Origin of the sequence: Flavobacterium notoginsengisoli, assembly GCF_014207905.1 — a bacterium.
Taxonomy (GTDB): Bacteria; Bacteroidota; Bacteroidia; order Flavobacteriales; family Flavobacteriaceae; genus Flavobacterium; species Flavobacterium notoginsengisoli_A.
Map to the genome: position 1 here is coordinate 904404 of NZ_JACHLB010000001.1, position 15203 is coordinate 919606.

Genomic DNA, 15203 nt, shown 5'->3' on the forward strand with positions numbered 1-15203 from the left:
CAAAAAGAGAATATTTTTGTTTCTTGTCGCAACTACAAAAACCATTATATTATATTTGTATATGAAATAAATATACTTTTAAAAACGTTTATTTCTAAAACCTTTCTAAAACCAAACCCACGATATGCGAATTATTTTTAGCTGTTTATTTTTACTTACTTTTTTTAACTCTTTTGCGCAAGAAACAGTTAAGCCTGAAGTAAAACCAGTTATAAAAATAGATTCTTTATATCGAGAAGATCAGTTTTACTTTTCTGTAACGTATAATATGTTTACCGATATTCCGATTGATTTTAAACAAAATAAGTTCTCACTCGGGCTTTCTGGAGGTTTTTTACGTGATATGCCGATTAATAAATCGAGAACAGTTGCCATTGCGGCTGGTTTAGGATTGAGTTATCAGAACTATTATCAAAATTTGACTATTTCTCAAGATGGTTCAGGAGCTATTATATATGGCGTAAATGATTATGGAGAGTTTGTTTCCAATCGATACAGACAATATTCTGTAGATCTTCCGATAGAATTTAGATGGAGAAATTCAACTTACGAAAGCACTAAATTCTGGCGTATTTACGGAGGTGTAAAACTGAGTTATATCTTTTCAAATTCATCCATTTTAGATGATGGAGAAAAAACATACAGGATAAAAAATAATGCAGCAATCAATAAATTTCAATATGGACCTTATATTGCCGCAGGATATAATACATGGAACGTTTACTTGTATTATGGTTTAAGTCCGTTGTTTAATTCTGCAACCACTTTGTCGGGTGAGAAAATCAATATGAAAACCTTAAATGCGGGATTGATCTTTTATATTTTATAACCACAGGTATAAAAATAAAAGTTGCGGCATTATTCCGATAAAGAGTCCGAAAAGTATTTCTCTAGAGGTGTGTGCATTCATTTCTAGGCGAGATGAAGCAACAACCCCAGATAACAAAATTAATAATGCAGGCCAATACGGATTATGCATTTGAAAATGAATATTTAAGCCTATTACAAAAATGGCAAAACCAGAAATGGCAACCATATGTAAGCTGGCCTTTTTCTTGAAAAGTACAAAGACTAAAGCTAAAATGGTACTGAATAAAGCTCCCAAGAAAAAGAAATGAAGTTCCGGATAACGAGTAATTACAATACTTCTTTTTACCAATAAAATATATAAAAAACATTGCAACACAAGCGGAACTGTTCTTTCAGAAACCTGACTTAGCATTATCGATTTTACATGTCCAGTTGATTTTAAAAGTAAATAAAACAAAACAGGAACAATTACATTGATAACCGCAATTTGAATTAAAACATAATATTTTTCTTGAGTGCCAAAAACATCTCCCGCTGCATACAAATAAAACAAAGTGGCATAAACCGATATAAAAATCGGGTGTAATATATAAGAGAAAATGGGAAGTAAATTTTTCAAAAGGCTCAATTTTGTGGTGTAAAAACAAATATACTCAATTAATGTTTTCTGCCACGAATTACACTAATTTTCACTAATTAATTTGTTTGTTTACCACAGATTAAAAGGATTAAACGGATTTTAAATTGCCAATAATTGTTTTTAATTGTGAGAATTATTTAAAAATCAATTCGTGAAAATTAGTGTAATTCGTGGCAACTTTTTTAATTGCGTACGCACATTATTTTTAAGAAAATCACAACTCTTTTCTATCTTTAATATCTTAATTTTGAAAAAAAGAAATTTCTAAATGAGCATAAATTCAAAAGACCTAATCTCAGTTATAAATGCCAAATGGACTGGCTCAAAAGACGCTGTTTTAATTGATCACATTTCAATTGACAGTCGTTCACTACAAAACGGATCGCAAACTTTATTTTTTGCTTTGGTTGGCGTAAACAATGATGCTCATTTGTTTATTTCCGATTTAATAGAAAAGGGAGTTCGGAATTTTGTGGTACAGCATATTCCTGAAAATTGTACCGATAAAGCTAATTTTTTGGTTGTTGAAAATACCTTAAATGCGCTTCAGGAATTTGCAGGATATTATAGAAGTCTTTTCCATTTTCCTATAATTGGATTAACAGGAAGTAACGGAAAAACGATTGTAAAAGAATGGCTTAATTTTTTGTTGAGTCCAGATTACAATATTGTTCGAAGCCCTAAAAGCTACAACTCTCAAGTCGGAGTTCCTCTTTCTGTTATTTCTATTAATGAAAACCACAATTTAGGAATCTTTGAAGCCGGCATTTCTACAGTAAACGAAATGGCGAAATTGGAGAAAATCATTAAACCTAATATCGGTATTTTAACGAGTATTGGTTCTGCACACGATGAAGGTTTTTTGAATTTGGTACAAAAGATCGACGAAAAACTGCTTTTGTTCAAAGATTGTCCAGTCATTATTTATCAAAAAAATGAACTTGTAGATTCTTGTCTAACGCAATTTGCGGCAGAATATATGATGCATCCGCGAAAGCTTTTTTCGTGGAGTTTTACAGATAAAAGTGCAGATATTTTTGTTCTAAAAAAAGAAAACAAAAACGATCACACACATATTACATATCAATACAAAAAAGAGAAATTTCATTTAGAAATTCCATTTAGTGATTCTGCTTCGGTAGAAAATGCGATTTCTTGTTTATTGGTTTTACTGCATTTTAATTACGATCAGAAAACGATTCAAAATCGAATTGAAATGCTTTATCCAGTTCAAATGCGTTTGGAAGTAAAAAACGGAATTAATAATTGCAGTATTATTGATGATAGTTATAGTTCCGATTTTCAGTCTTTAAAAATTGCTTTAGACTTTTTAGAAAGCCAGAAAAAGAACGCTTCTAAAACGGTCATTTTATCGGATATTTTTCAAAGCGGATTTTCAAATGAAGAACTTTATACAAAAGTTGCCGATTTAATTGCATCCAATAAAATAAATCGCGTAATCGGAATCGGGGAGACAATCAGCACTTTTGCAGATAAATTTCCGAACATTATTATTTTCCAAACAAAAAATGAATTTATCGACGCAATTGAAAGTTTGAATTTTGCCAATGAAACCATTTTGGTAAAAGGCGCAAGATCATTTCATTTTGAAGAAATTGTCTCGCTTCTGGAAGAGAAAACACATGAAACAGTTCTAGAAATAAACCTAGACGCTATTAGTCATAACTTCAACTATTTCAAATCAAAACTGGCTCCAAATGTCAAAATGATGGTAATGGTAAAAGCTTTTGGTTATGGAAATGGCGGTTTAGAAATTGCCAAATTATTAGAACATCATAAAGTAGATTATTTAGGTGTCGCTTTCGCGGATGAAGGAATCTCACTAAAAAATGGCGGAATAAAATTACCAATTATGGTTTTAAATCCCGAATCGACAAGTTTTCCTTCTATTATACAATACCAATTAGAACCTGAAATTTACAGCATAAAAGGATTAAATGCCTTTTTGAAAATTGCTCGTGAAAAGAATTTAAAAGATTTTCCAATTCATATAAAAATTGATACGGGAATGCATCGTTTAGGTTTTGAAGAAAATACACTTCAAGAATTAATAGATACTTTAAAAGGAAATTCGACCGTTCGTGTCCAAAGTATTTTATCTCATTTAGCAACAAGTGATGATCCAAAGCATTATGATTTTGTCAATCAGCAAATTGCTTTGTTTGAAAAATTATCTTCAAGATTGATTTCTGAATTAAATATCAATCCGATTCGTCATATTTTGAATACTTCTGGAATTAGCAATTTCCCGAATGCGCAATATAATATGGTTCGTTTAGGAATTGGTTTGTATGGCGTTTCCAATGATGCTTCAGAACAGAAATATTTAGAAAATGTTGGAACATTAAAATCTATCATTTCTCAAGTTAGAACCATTCCGGCTGGCGATAGCGTAGGTTACGGGCGTCGTTTTATGGCAGAAAAAGAAACCAAAATTGCTACAATTCCGATTGGTTATGCAGACGGAATAGCAAGATTATGGGGCAATGAAGTTGGTTTTGTAGTCATTAAAAATCAAAAAGCACCAATCGTTGGAAGTGTCTGCATGGATATGCTGATGGTAAATGTGACAGAAATAGATTGCAAAGAAGGAGATTCTGTAATTATTTTCGGCGAAAGCCCAACCGTTATTGAGATGGCTGTAGCGTTAAAAACGATTCCGTATGAGATAATGACGAGTATTTCGCAACGTGTAAAGCGTGTATTTTTTAGATAATTTTAAGAAATTTCAAGAAAATTGCGTATTTTCGGGATTCACTTATTATAAATGTAAACAAATACGATATGGGATTTTTTTCAGAATTTAAGGCATTTGCAATGAAAGGCAACGTAGTTGATCTTGCTGTTGCAGTAATTATTGGAGCTGCTTTTGGTAAAATTGTAAGTTCATTTATTGAAGATGTAATTACGCCGTTGGTTTTAAAACCAGCTTTAGATGCGGCTCATTTGTCAAAAATAGAAGATTTAACTGCTTTTGGTGGAGTTAAATATGGTCTGTTTCTTTCAGCAGTAATTAACTTTCTTATTGTTGCTTTTGTTTTGTTTTTGATTATTAAAGCAATAAACAGTCTTAAAAAGAAAGAAGAACCAGCTCCAAATCAGCCTGCAGCACCAACGCAGGAAGAATTGCTTACTGAGATTAGAGATTTATTGAAAAATAAATAAAAATATAATACCGCTACACTAAGTCTAACTTAACCGCCTTCTAAAGAGGCGGTTTTTTTACAAAATGTTTATTTTGTAACATTTTGTTATTTTTTGTGAATAGCCTTGCAGAGACTTTTATTATGTTTACTTTTGCGATACAAATTAGATTAATAGAATATTTAAACATATAAAAATGAGAATTGCAGTTGTAGGTGCTACCGGAATGGTTGGCGAAGTAATGCTTAAAGTTTTAGCGGAAAGAAATTTTCCTGTTACAGAATTAATTCCTGTTGCGTCTGAAAGATCAGTAGGAAAAGAAATTGAATATAAAGGAACAAAATATAAAGTAGTCGGTTTACAAACAGCAGTTGATATGAAAGCTGATATCGCTGTTTTCTCAGCTGGTGGAGATACTTCATTAGAATGGGCACCAAAATTTGCAGCTGCGGGAACTACGGTTATCGATAACTCTTCTGCATGGAGAATGGACCCAACTAAGAAATTGGTTGTTCCAGAAATCAACGCTTCTGTTTTAACTAAAGAAGATAAAATCATTGCAAATCCAAACTGTTCTACAATTCAGATGGTAATGGCTTTGGCTCCTTTGCATAAAAAATACAATATTAAAAGAATCATTGTTTCTACTTACCAATCTATCACTGGAACTGGTGTAAAAGCGGTAAAACAATTAGAAAACGAATATGCAGGAATTCAAGGTGATATGGCTTACAAATACCCAATTCACAGAAATGCAATTCCTCACTGCGACAGTTTTGAAGAAAACGGATATACTAAAGAAGAAATGAAGTTAGTTCGTGAAACTCAAAAAATTCTTGCTGATAACACGATTAGAGTTACGGCTACTGCAGTTCGTGTACCAGTTGTTGGTGGACATAGCGAAGCAGTAAATGTTGAGTTTACAAATGATTTTGAGGTAAATGAAGTTCGCGAAATCTTGCACAATACAGATGGTGTAACGGTACAAGATAATTTAGATGCATTTACATATCCAATGCCATTATACGCAGAAGGTAAAAATGATGTTTTTGTTGGAAGAATCCGTCGTGACGAAAGCCAGCCAAATACTTTAAACATGTGGATTGTTGCTGATAACTTAAGAAAAGGTGCTGCAACAAACACTATCCAAATTGCTGAATATTTAATTCAAGCTGGTTTGGTGTAAGCTGAGAGATTAAAGAAAATTGTTATAAAGAAAAAACCGTAATTGCAGTAATGTAATTACGGTTTTTTTGTTTTTGTAATTGACTTATTTTGTTGGTTTTATGGCTTTGAAGGATATCGGAGTTTTTAGGTTAAATTTAATTTTGCGTTTCGGAAATATTTTTATTTATGGAACTAAACTACAGTTTAACAGAAAACGATTATTTACAACAGCAATTATATCTTGCATCAAAAAGTAAATTAATTGAAAAACAAAGAAAAATTTCTAGATTATTAGTGTTTGTATTATTATTAGTAATAGGACTTTTATTTTTTATAACTAAAAATATGTTTTTGGCTTATTATTTTGGAATAGCAAGTATCATTTGTTTTTTACTTTTTCCTTTTTATTTGAAAAAGTATTATTATAAACTTTTTAAGAAATATGTCAACGAAAATTTCAGAAATAGAATAGGAATTGTTTCTAAAATAATATTCAAAGAAGATACGTTAGAAGCTTTTTCAGAAGGAATAGGAAATTCAGTAATTAATTTTTCTGTTTTTGAAAATATAAGTGAGATTCAAGAATATATTTTTATCGGTTTAAAAACAAATTCAAATTTAATAATTCCGAAAAATGGAATTGAAAACGTTGCTGTTTTACGAGAGGAATTAAAAAAAATATGTAACAAAATAAAAATCGAATTTATCTCAGAGCTAGATTGGAAGTGGAAATAAAACTTTAATTTCACCAAGAACAAAACAAGAAATGGATAAAAATCTAAAATATATTGCAGAAAATTATATAGTGTTTGAAGAAGTAACTAAAATGGCAAATATCTCTTCAGATAAGCTTAATGAATTAATTAAAAACAAACTTGTTCCAGAGCCTTCTTATGTTATAAACTCAGATATTACAATCAGTTCATCTTTAAGTGATAGTCATAAAGTTTCTATTGAAAGAAAGTATTTTCATCCAAGTGTTTTACAGCTTATTAAAGATAATGTTGAGAATCTAGATCCTGAAAAGTTCAAAAGAATTTTTAAAGAAAACTTATTGTCAAATCTAAAAAATCATGCTTACAAAACCTTTGCATACGGAAATGTTTTTGATCAAAACGGGAATTTTGATAATTTAAAAATTGAAAATGCATTAGAAGAAGAGTGGAATTATTTCTGTAAAGGAGTTTACGGAATTTGTACTTTAAATAATAATGAAGAAGCAATTATCAATAAAGAAATTGCTATAAAAAGAATTCTAAATTTTATAGAAAAGAAATCAACTTCAGTAACGAGAGAAGAGCTAGAGGAATTGAAAGCACTCAATGAAGAATTCAATAAATCGACTAGTTTATTTGCACCATATCAAAGAGAATTAAGCAGCAGAGGAAAGTATTTAGATAAATTGCTAAAGGAGTTTTCTTTAGAAGAGTTAGAAAAAAAGTACAATCAATAAAATATTATATAATGGAATTGCCTAAATTTAAGTATAGTCCGAACGCATACAAAATTGATGTCTTTGCAGAAGAAGAGGGTACGTGTTCAGTTTGTAATAATAAAAGAAATTTAAAATACACAAGTTCTTTCTATAGTATTGAAGAGCCAGAATATATTTGTCCATGGTGTATTCATGATGGCAGTGCCGCTAAAAAGTATGAAGGAGAATTCAATGATTATTGCGGTATTGAAGGAGTGTCGCCAGATCCTTCAATTCAAAGTAAAATAAATATTCCTAAAGATAGCTTATTAGAAATTAGCGAAAGAACTCCAAGTTACATAAGTTGGCAACAAGAGATTTGGCTAACACATTGTAATGAACCGTGCGCATTTGTAGGTTATGCTGATAGTGAAATTATTAAACCATATTTAGAGGAGCTTAAAGAAGATATTGAGATAAATATCGGTTATGATCCTGAATTTATTACGAATCATTTAACAACAAATGGAAGTCTTGTTGGTTATTTGTTTCAATGTGTAAATTGTGGTCAGCATAGATTACATGCGGATTGTGATTAAGAGTTCGGAAAATAAAAAAAAAGCGAGAATTAACAATCCTCGCTTTTTATTTTTTAGTATTCCGGAGCCAGTTCTAATTCCAAACCTTCTAATTCTTCAGTAATTGGAATCTGACAGCCTAAACGGCTATTAGATTTTACGTAAAATGCTTCAGAAAGCATTGCTTCTTCATCGTCTCCCATTTCTGGTAATGCAACGTCATTTAGAACATAACATTGGCAAGAAGCGCACATGGCCATTCCGCCGCAAGTTCCTTCAACAGGAAGTTCGTATGCTTTGCATAACTCCATTATATTCATTGCCATATCAGTAGGAGCTTGTAATTCGTGAATAACTCCTTCTCGATCTTTAATCTTGATTAATACATCCATTTTAAATTATTGGAATTTTATTTTAGAATTTGAAAACGTGTTCAAATTCTGTAATTAATTTTAAATTTTTCGATTACTGTTTTAGGCTTTTTAATAATGCGATGATGATGAAAAGATGGTTCGATGTATATTCTAAACATCGGAAACTCTTATCGATTCACTGTAAAAACATTAGTCGAAAAAAACAATTTTGTTTATTACATAATATTTACCACAGTTTCAATTTGCGGTGCATATTTTTTTATTGTTGTTTCAACTCCTGCTTTCAGTGTCATTTGATTCACGCTGCAGCTAATACAAGCCCCTTCCAAACGAACTTTTACATGTTTATCATCTTCGATAGAAATTAATGAAATATCTCCACCATCAGATTTTAAAAATGGTCTTATCTCGTCTAAGGCCAATAAAACATTATTTGTTAATTCTTCTGTTGTCATAATATTTAATTTGTCAATTATGAAAATGTGCCAATTAGAAAATTATCCAATTGACAGATTATCTCATTATCTAATTTTTCTTAACTGCCGAACAACCCGCCATTGTTGTAATTTTGATGGCTTCTGTTGCTGGTAAACTTTCGTTTCTGTTTACTGTTTCCTGAACCACATTTCTTGTGATTTCTTCAAAAACTTTTTCTATTGGAGAAGCTGTCTGCAATGCTGCTGGACGACCGTAATCTCCTGCTTCACGAATAGACTGAACAATTGGAACTTCTCCTAAAAATGGAACTTCTAAATCTTGAGCAAGGTTTTTAGCGCCTTCTTGTCCAAAAATGTAATATTTATTTTCTGGCAATTCTTCTGGTGTAAAGTACGCCATATTTTCGATAATTCCCAAAACAGGAACATTGATATTGTCTTGCATGAACATTGCAACTCCTTTTTTAGCATCTGCAAGTGCTACAGCTTGTGGAGTACTTACTACAACAGCTCCAGTAATTGGAAGTGACTGCATGATAGATAAGTGAATATCTCCAGTTCCAGGAGGTAAGTCAAGTAACATAAAATCTAATTCTCCCCAATCTGCATCAAAAATCATTTGATTTAAAGCTTTTGCTGCCATTGGACCTCTCCAGATTACGGCTTGGCTTGGCGCTGTAAAGAATCCGATAGAAAGCATTTTGATTTCATAACTTTCAATAGGTTTCATTTTTGATTTTCCATCAACAGTAATAGAAACTGGTTTTTCGTTTTCAACGTCGAACATAATCGGCATCGAAGGACCATAAATATCAGCATCTAAAACACCAACTTTAAATCCCATTTTTGCAAGTGTAACAGCTAAATTTGCTGTAACAGTAGATTTTCCTACTCCTCCTTTTCCAGAAGCAACAGCAATAATATTTTTGATTCCAGGAATTGCACGACCTTTAATTTCAGGTTTCTCTGGAGATTCTACTTTAATGTTCACTTTTACTTTTGCGTCTGGCGATATTAATTCGTGAATTGTTTTTTTGATATCGTCTTCTGCTCTTTTTTTGATGTGCATTGCAGGTGTATGCAACACAAGGTCTACCACAGCTTCATCTCCAAATGTAATAACATTGGTTACAGCGCCGCTTTCAACCATATTTTTTCCTTCTCCAGCAATAGTAATTGATTCTAAAGCTTTAAGAATTTCTTTTCTATCTAATTTCATTGTAATGGGCTATTTTTTCTATTCTAAGAAGCCAATTTTTAAAACTATAACTAGTTAAACTGATTTCAGGGTGCAAAGATAACAGATTAAGTTCGGAATTAAGCGTTTTTAAATTGTAATTATTGATAGAGAGATTATTCAAAATTATGTAAGATCAATTTTGAAGTACATTTTGATGCTCAATTGATTACCAGATAAAACGATTTTCTTTAAAATGAACTAAAATTTTTGAAAAATTAAGGTCATTTTTTTGTCAAAATTTTCTGTTTTTTACCATTAAAATCTCACAAATCTTGTGTATATTTGATAGCCCAAATCGATGATTTTCAGATGTAAAAAGAATACGAAAACTTGTTTTTCTAGAAGTGTTTTTTGGGTTTTCGATATTTTTTTTAAAGTTATTTTCTTCCACTTAAACTTTAGAAATATGCGAAATTTTACTTTTTCTACCTGTATTGTTGCAATTAGCTTTTTGGTATTTTCTTTTAACTCATTTCCAAAGAAAATTATACATAAGGAAACCGCTAAAAATGCTTTGGCTGTTACGATAGATGCGGCATCTATAAATGCATTTTTTAAAAAATATCCTAAACTGAAAAAATATCAGAAAGATGTTGAGGATATTTATAAAACCAAACAGTACAAATCTATTTGGTATGATGATAACAAAATAACTGAATTTGGAGCATTATTGTACCAAAAAGTAAATGTGCTTAAAGATCAAGGAATTGACAATAAATTACCATACAAAGAAGTAATTGATGAAGCCTTTAATGAAAGTGATAATATAGAGCCTCCACAAATTGATACAGAATTGCTTTTAACAAGTATGTATGTTTTTTATGCCAGTAATGTTTATTCTGGCGTAGATCCTGCGACATTGAAGAAAATTGGCTGGTATCTTCCGGCTAAAACTATTTCATATTCCAAAATATTAGATTCTTTGATTGTAGATACCAATAGATTGAATGAAGATGATAATTTAATGTTTAGCCAGTATTATAAACTAAAAGATGCTCTAAAAAAATACAGACAGATAGAAAAAGATGGTCTTTGGCAAAAAATTATAATTGATAGTGCTGCTTATAAAGATTTAAGACCTGATGATTCTGCCGTAGCGATAGGACAGATAAGACACCGTTTGTTTATTGATGGAGATCTTAAACGAGATTCTAAAAGTAATGTTTATGATGAAGAGTTAATGGCGGGAGTTTTAAACTATAAAAAAAGATATAATCTTAAGCTGAATTATGCTATAACGAGAGATCATATCAATCAGTTGAACGAACCAATTAGCAAAAGAATCAAAACGATTATGCTAAACATGGAGCGTTGCCGCTGGATTCCGACCAAATTATCTCAGGCAAAAGAATATGTTATGGTTAATATTCCATCATTCAGAATGTTTTATGTCAAAGACGGACAATATGCACTTGTTTCGGATATTTTTGTTGGCAATCGACTTAGTGAAACGGTAATTTTTAGCGGAAATATGGATCGAATTGTTTTTAGTCCGTATTGGAATGTTCCGAACAGTATCGTCCAAAACGAATTGAAATCACAGATCGCCAGAGATAAAAATTATCTGGCAGAAAACAATATGGAATGGAATGGAGGTCGCGTACGACAAAAACCTGGACCAAAAAATTCATTAGGATTAGTCAAATTTATGTTTCCAAATCCAAATGATATTTACATGCACGATACGCCTGCAAAAAGTTTATTCGAGTTTGAAAACCGTACTTTTAGCCATGGCTGTATTAATGTAAAAGAAGCAAAAAATCTGGCATTGGCGATTTTAAAAGATGACCCAGATTGGCCGGTAGAGAAAATAGACAAAGCAATGAGTGGCGAAAAGGAAACCACTTGTATGCTCAAAAATAAAATTCCGGTTTACATTGGTTATTTTACGGCTTGGGTTCAAGATAATGGTGAAATAAATTTTTTTCCAGATGTATACAGCCGTGATGAAAGTTTAGATAAGCTTCTGTATTCAGATACTGTAACTATGAATTAAGATCAAAATAAAAGCCCGACGGATTTTACTGAAATCTGTCGGGCTTCTTAAAAAAAATGGTCTACAAGCTTATTCGTATTTTAAATATTTTAAAACGTCTATTTTAGTTACTTGATATGCCTTTGTTAGTACAATTATTAAAGTAAGAATTACTAAAGAAATAAGTGCTACCGTAAAAGGAAAAACAGAAATATTAATTCTGAAAGCAAAATCCTCAAGCCATTTTTGCAATAAAATATAAGCAGGTAGTATTCCGATTGCGAATCCCATGAAACAAAATACGATATATTGTTTTGATAATTCTTTTAGCAAAATATCTGTTTCTGCACCCAGCGTTTTTCTAATTGCAATTTCTTTCAATCTTCTCTCCATCGAAAATGATGCCAAAGCGAACAATCCGAACACAGCAATTATAATTACGACCAAATTTAAGATAAAAAACAGGTTTTTTTGCTTGATTTGCTCTTGATAAGTTTTTGCAAAACCTTTGTTAACAAATTCGTAATCAAAAGGATAGTCTGGGTTTACATTTTTATCCCAATATAATTTCAATTTTTCTAACGTTTCTGTTAAATTATTTGGAGAAACCTTTACAAGCACATTATTAAAGTTATTCCATTTTAAAGTTTTAAGATTAATAAAAACCATTGGCGGTACTTTATTTTGTAAACCAGTGATATTAAAATCTTTTACAACCCCGACAATTTTAAACTTCAAGTTGCCTTTTTCGTTTCCCCATCCAGAGGTCACAACAGTATTTATCGGATCTTTAAGGTTTAATGTTTTTACCAGTGTTTCATTCATTAGCATACTGCTAATTGTATCTGAGGCAAACTTTGGAGATAAATCACGTCCTTGAACAATTTTGATTTTCATCATATCCAGAAACCCAAAATCCATTTCGACATTTCTTGGCTGTACGAAAATGCCGTTATGTGTAAAACCAGAACTTGAGTTGGTACTTCCGCCAAAAGAGCCAGCAAACGTAGAAACATCCACAACTCCAGGAATTTTTGCTATTTCTTGTTTGTCAACCAAATATTGTTCTGTTCGTTTAAATCGATCTGGTTTGTTGTATGGAATCGAAATTACCTGATCTCCGCTGAAACCAAGTTCTTTATTCATCATGTAATCTACTTGAGAATTGACAATCAAAGCGCCAATGATAAAAAATGCTGCAATTCCGAATTGAAAAATAAGCATGGAGTTACGAATCCAAATACCGCTTTTACTTCTGGAAAAATTTCCTTTTAAAACCTTTAAAGTTTCAAAATTTGAGATATAAATGGCAGGGAAAATACCGGCAAGAACGATTACTAATCCAAATATAAAAATGAGCTGCAGGTAAAATTCACTGCCATTCATAGTCAAATTTTTCTTTAAAAAGGTATTGTAATAAGGTAATGAAAGCTCTACAATTGCCAAAGCAAACAAAATTGCCATTGTAACAATTATAGCCGTTTCAAAAATAAACTGTGATATAATTTGATTTTTTGAAGCTCCAACAATTTTGCGAACTCCAACTTCTTTTGCACGTTTGATTGCCGATGCAGTTGCTAAATTGATGTAATTAACTAATGATAAAACCAGAATTAAAACAGACAAACCGCCCATGATATAGAGTAATTTTAAATTCCCAACACCTTCTGGGAAATTTTGTCCTGCTGAGCTTTTTGTTCCGTGCAAACGAGACATTTGCAATTGGTCCAAAATAACTTTGATTTCGCCATTTTCTTTTACATATTGTTCTACAGTCTGTCCACTTTCTTTAGCATCTTTTAAAGTTCGGTTAACAAAATTTACATTCTGCATTTTCTTTAAAACAGCAGCTGGATCTGCTCCTTTTTTGAGTTTAACGAGCAAGCCATAATTAAAATTCCCCCAGCTATTTTCATCGCCGTCACGTTTTACGCCACTAAATACATAATTAGGCTCCATTGAAGAAGGTTTTATAATGCGATAAACCGATTTTACGGTATAAGTAATGGTGTTGTAGATTATTGCTTTTCCAATTGGATCTTCGTCTTTGAAGATTAATTTTGCTTGTTCTTCAGAAATTGCTACGCTGTTCTTCTCTTGTAAGATATTAGTTTTTGAACCTTTTATAATTTCAAAAGGAAAAAAATCGAAGAAACTTCCATCACTTACAGTAATCTTTTTAGCCATTATTTTTTGAGCTTGATATTTGACGATATCTTCGTCATACCAAGTGTTGAAAAAACAGATTTTTTCAATTTCAGGAATTGATGCTTTACAGGTTTCTCCAAACGGAATAGAATTCGAACCCCAAGTATCTCCAGAGCTAATTCGGTTTAGCACCATATAAGCACTTTCCTTATTTGGATTCCATTGATCATAAGAATGTTCATTATTCCAATACAGAATAGCGAAAATAACAGAAGCAATTCCGATGCTTAATCCTAAAACATTTAAAAACGAAAACAATTTGCTTTGTCTTAAATGATAAATAAATATTTTAAACCAGTTAAAAATCATGGTATATGTTTTTAGTTAAATGAGTTTTAAATCGTAAAGATTTTTTTAAAGCATTGTAAAAATTTTGCAGACAAATTCTACCAGAACTACGAGTGCAGTAACAATAATTTTAATCATGATTTCTTTATTTAGCGTCCATAAAAACATCTACATTTCTCTGATTCAATTTCTCAGAAAATATAACTCCGTCTTTCATATGAATGGTTCTTTGAGAGAAAGAAGCATCATAATCAGAGTGGGTAACCATCAAGATTGTTGCGCCTTTTGCGTGTAAATCGGTTAAAAGTTCCATTACTTCATTACCGTTTTTACTGTCTAGGTTTCCAGTTGGCTCATCGGCAAGAATAATTTTAGGATCATTAACTAAAGCTCTTGCAACGGCAACTCTTTGCTGTTGTCCTCCTGAAAGCTGTTGCGGAAAGTGTTTCAAACGATGAGAAATATTTAATTTTTCTGCAATGGCTTCGATTTTCTGTTTTCTTTCAGATGCTTTTACATTATTGTAAAGCAATGGTAATTCGATATTGTCGTAAACAGAAAGCTCGTCGATTAAGTTGAAGTTTTGAAAAATGAAACCAATGTTTTCTTTTCTCACTTGCGCTCTTCCTTTTTCCTTAAGTCCGATCATTTCTTGATCTAATAATTTATAACTTCCGTCATTAGCGCTGTCTAGAAGTCCGATAATGTTTAATAAAGTTGATTTTCCGCAACCAGAAGGTCCCATGATAGTTAAAAAATCTCCTTTTTTTATTTCTAAATTGATACCGCTTAAAGCAGCAGTTTCTATTTCTTCTGTTCTAAAAACTTTGGTTAAATTCTGAATTGTGATCATAATTTTTTAAGGTTTTGAAATGTTATTAAATACGTTTTTTGATTGATGATTGAA

At 31.4% G+C, this 15203-nt stretch carries 14 protein-coding genes; 8 read left to right on the forward strand and 6 right to left on the reverse strand.

The window, feature by feature from the left end; genetic code table 11:
- Nucleotides 1–124 precede the first annotated feature (124 nt).
- On the forward strand, nucleotides 125–829 hold the full coding sequence (locus HNP35_RS03865; RefSeq protein WP_184158284.1) for a porin family protein: 705 nt from the start codon (nucleotides 125–127) through the stop codon (nucleotides 827–829).
- Here HNP35_RS03865 and HNP35_RS03870 read toward each other — a convergent pair.
- Nucleotides 824–1429 carry a hypothetical protein gene (locus HNP35_RS03870; protein WP_246453322.1) on the reverse strand — a complete coding sequence of 202 codons (606 nt, stop codon included), beginning with the start codon at nucleotides 1427–1429 and terminating at the stop codon, nucleotides 824–826. The genes HNP35_RS03865 and HNP35_RS03870 overlap by 6 nt on opposite strands.
- Nucleotides 1430–1718: 289 nt before the next feature.
- Here HNP35_RS03870 and HNP35_RS03875 point away from each other — a divergent pair, with 289 nt between their 5' ends.
- The 6 genes from HNP35_RS03875 to HNP35_RS03900 all read left to right on the forward strand — a co-directional run bounded on the left by HNP35_RS03875 (nucleotide 1719) and on the right by HNP35_RS03900 (nucleotide 7795).
- Entirely contained in the window at nucleotides 1719–4187 is a 2469-nt protein-coding gene (locus tag HNP35_RS03875; protein ID WP_184158282.1) for a bifunctional UDP-N-acetylmuramoyl-tripeptide:D-alanyl-D-alanine ligase/alanine racemase, read from the forward strand.
- Nucleotides 4188–4255: 68 nt separating this feature from the next.
- Complete coding sequence (mscL, locus tag HNP35_RS03880) at nucleotides 4256–4636, forward strand: large conductance mechanosensitive channel protein MscL (protein ID WP_184158280.1); 381 nt, start codon at nucleotides 4256–4258, stop codon at nucleotides 4634–4636.
- A 175-nt stretch (nucleotides 4637–4811) separates the two neighbouring features.
- Nucleotides 4812–5801, forward strand: a complete 990-nt coding sequence (locus HNP35_RS03885; protein ID WP_184158278.1) for an aspartate-semialdehyde dehydrogenase — start codon at nucleotides 4812–4814, stop codon at nucleotides 5799–5801.
- Between the two features lie 167 nt (nucleotides 5802–5968).
- Complete coding sequence (locus HNP35_RS03890) at nucleotides 5969–6517, forward strand: YcxB family protein (RefSeq protein WP_184158269.1); 549 nt, start codon at nucleotides 5969–5971, stop codon at nucleotides 6515–6517.
- Between the two features lie 31 nt (nucleotides 6518–6548).
- The gene (locus HNP35_RS03895; RefSeq protein ID WP_184158267.1) at nucleotides 6549–7235 is read left to right on the forward strand and encodes a DUF6058 family natural product biosynthesis protein; all 687 of its coding nucleotides are present in this window, start codon (nucleotides 6549–6551) and stop codon (nucleotides 7233–7235) included.
- 11 nt (nucleotides 7236–7246) lie between these two features.
- Nucleotides 7247–7795, forward strand: a complete 549-nt coding sequence (locus tag HNP35_RS03900) for a CbrC family protein (RefSeq protein ID WP_184158265.1) — start codon at nucleotides 7247–7249, stop codon at nucleotides 7793–7795.
- 53 nt (nucleotides 7796–7848) lie between these two features.
- Here the strand turns inward: HNP35_RS03900 and HNP35_RS03905 are convergent, their stop codons facing one another.
- From HNP35_RS03905 to HNP35_RS03915, 3 genes are all read right to left on the reverse strand, one after another.
- Nucleotides 7849–8166: a 2Fe-2S iron-sulfur cluster-binding protein gene (locus tag HNP35_RS03905; protein ID WP_095929730.1), complete on the reverse strand. Its 318-nt coding sequence runs from the start codon at nucleotides 8164–8166 to the stop codon at nucleotides 7849–7851.
- Nucleotides 8167–8363: 197 nt separating this feature from the next.
- The gene (locus HNP35_RS03910; protein WP_057116000.1) at nucleotides 8364–8603 is read right to left on the reverse strand and encodes a NifU family protein; all 240 of its coding nucleotides are present in this window, start codon (nucleotides 8601–8603) and stop codon (nucleotides 8364–8366) included.
- A 70-nt stretch (nucleotides 8604–8673) separates the two neighbouring features.
- Complete coding sequence (locus HNP35_RS03915) at nucleotides 8674–9804, reverse strand: Mrp/NBP35 family ATP-binding protein (RefSeq protein ID WP_184158263.1); 1131 nt, start codon at nucleotides 9802–9804, stop codon at nucleotides 8674–8676.
- A 427-nt stretch (nucleotides 9805–10231) separates the two neighbouring features.
- Here HNP35_RS03915 and HNP35_RS03920 point away from each other — a divergent pair, with 427 nt between their 5' ends.
- Nucleotides 10232–11821: a L,D-transpeptidase family protein gene (locus tag HNP35_RS03920; RefSeq protein ID WP_184158261.1), complete on the forward strand. Its 1590-nt coding sequence runs from the start codon at nucleotides 10232–10234 to the stop codon at nucleotides 11819–11821.
- Nucleotides 11822–11890: 69 nt separating this feature from the next.
- Here the strand turns inward: HNP35_RS03920 and HNP35_RS03925 are convergent, their stop codons facing one another.
- Both HNP35_RS03925 and HNP35_RS03930 read right to left on the reverse strand, forming a co-directional pair.
- The gene (locus tag HNP35_RS03925) at nucleotides 11891–14317 is read right to left on the reverse strand and encodes an ABC transporter permease (RefSeq protein ID WP_184158259.1); all 2427 of its coding nucleotides are present in this window, start codon (nucleotides 14315–14317) and stop codon (nucleotides 11891–11893) included.
- A gap of 124 nt (nucleotides 14318–14441) precedes the next feature.
- A complete protein-coding gene (locus HNP35_RS03930) occupies nucleotides 14442–15149 on the reverse strand; it encodes an ABC transporter ATP-binding protein (RefSeq protein ID WP_184158257.1) in 708 nt (235 codons plus the stop codon).
- Between the last annotated feature and the right edge of the window lie 54 nt (nucleotides 15150–15203).

Bases quoted from the DNA above. Each gene is read 5' to 3' on its own strand.
- HNP35_RS03865 (WP_184158284.1), top strand. From the start codon at position 125: ATGCGAATTATTTTTAGCTGTTTATTTTTACTTACTTTTTTTAACTCT.
- HNP35_RS03900 (WP_184158265.1), top strand. From the start codon at position 7,247: ATGGAATTGCCTAAATTTAAGTATAGTCCGAACGCATACAAAATTGAT.
- mscL (WP_184158280.1), top strand. From the start codon at position 4,256: ATGGGATTTTTTTCAGAATTTAAGGCATTTGCAATGAAAGGCAACGTA.
- HNP35_RS03890 (WP_184158269.1), top strand. From the start codon at position 5,969: ATGGAACTAAACTACAGTTTAACAGAAAACGATTATTTACAACAGCAA.
- HNP35_RS03885 (WP_184158278.1), top strand. From the start codon at position 4,812: ATGAGAATTGCAGTTGTAGGTGCTACCGGAATGGTTGGCGAAGTAATG.
- HNP35_RS03875 (WP_184158282.1), top strand. From the start codon at position 1,719: ATGAGCATAAATTCAAAAGACCTAATCTCAGTTATAAATGCCAAATGG.
- HNP35_RS03915 (WP_184158263.1), bottom strand. From the start codon at position 9,804: ATGAAATTAGATAGAAAAGAAATTCTTAAAGCTTTAGAATCAATTACT.
- HNP35_RS03920 (WP_184158261.1), top strand. From the start codon at position 10,232: ATGCGAAATTTTACTTTTTCTACCTGTATTGTTGCAATTAGCTTTTTG.
- HNP35_RS03930 (WP_184158257.1), bottom strand. From the start codon at position 15,149: ATGATCACAATTCAGAATTTAACCAAAGTTTTTAGAACAGAAGAAATA.
- HNP35_RS03925 (WP_184158259.1), bottom strand. From the start codon at position 14,317: ATGATTTTTAACTGGTTTAAAATATTTATTTATCATTTAAGACAAAGC.
- HNP35_RS03910 (WP_057116000.1), bottom strand. From the start codon at position 8,603: ATGACAACAGAAGAATTAACAAATAATGTTTTATTGGCCTTAGACGAG.
- HNP35_RS03895 (WP_184158267.1), top strand. From the start codon at position 6,549: ATGGATAAAAATCTAAAATATATTGCAGAAAATTATATAGTGTTTGAA.
- HNP35_RS03905 (WP_095929730.1), bottom strand. From the start codon at position 8,166: ATGGATGTATTAATCAAGATTAAAGATCGAGAAGGAGTTATTCACGAA.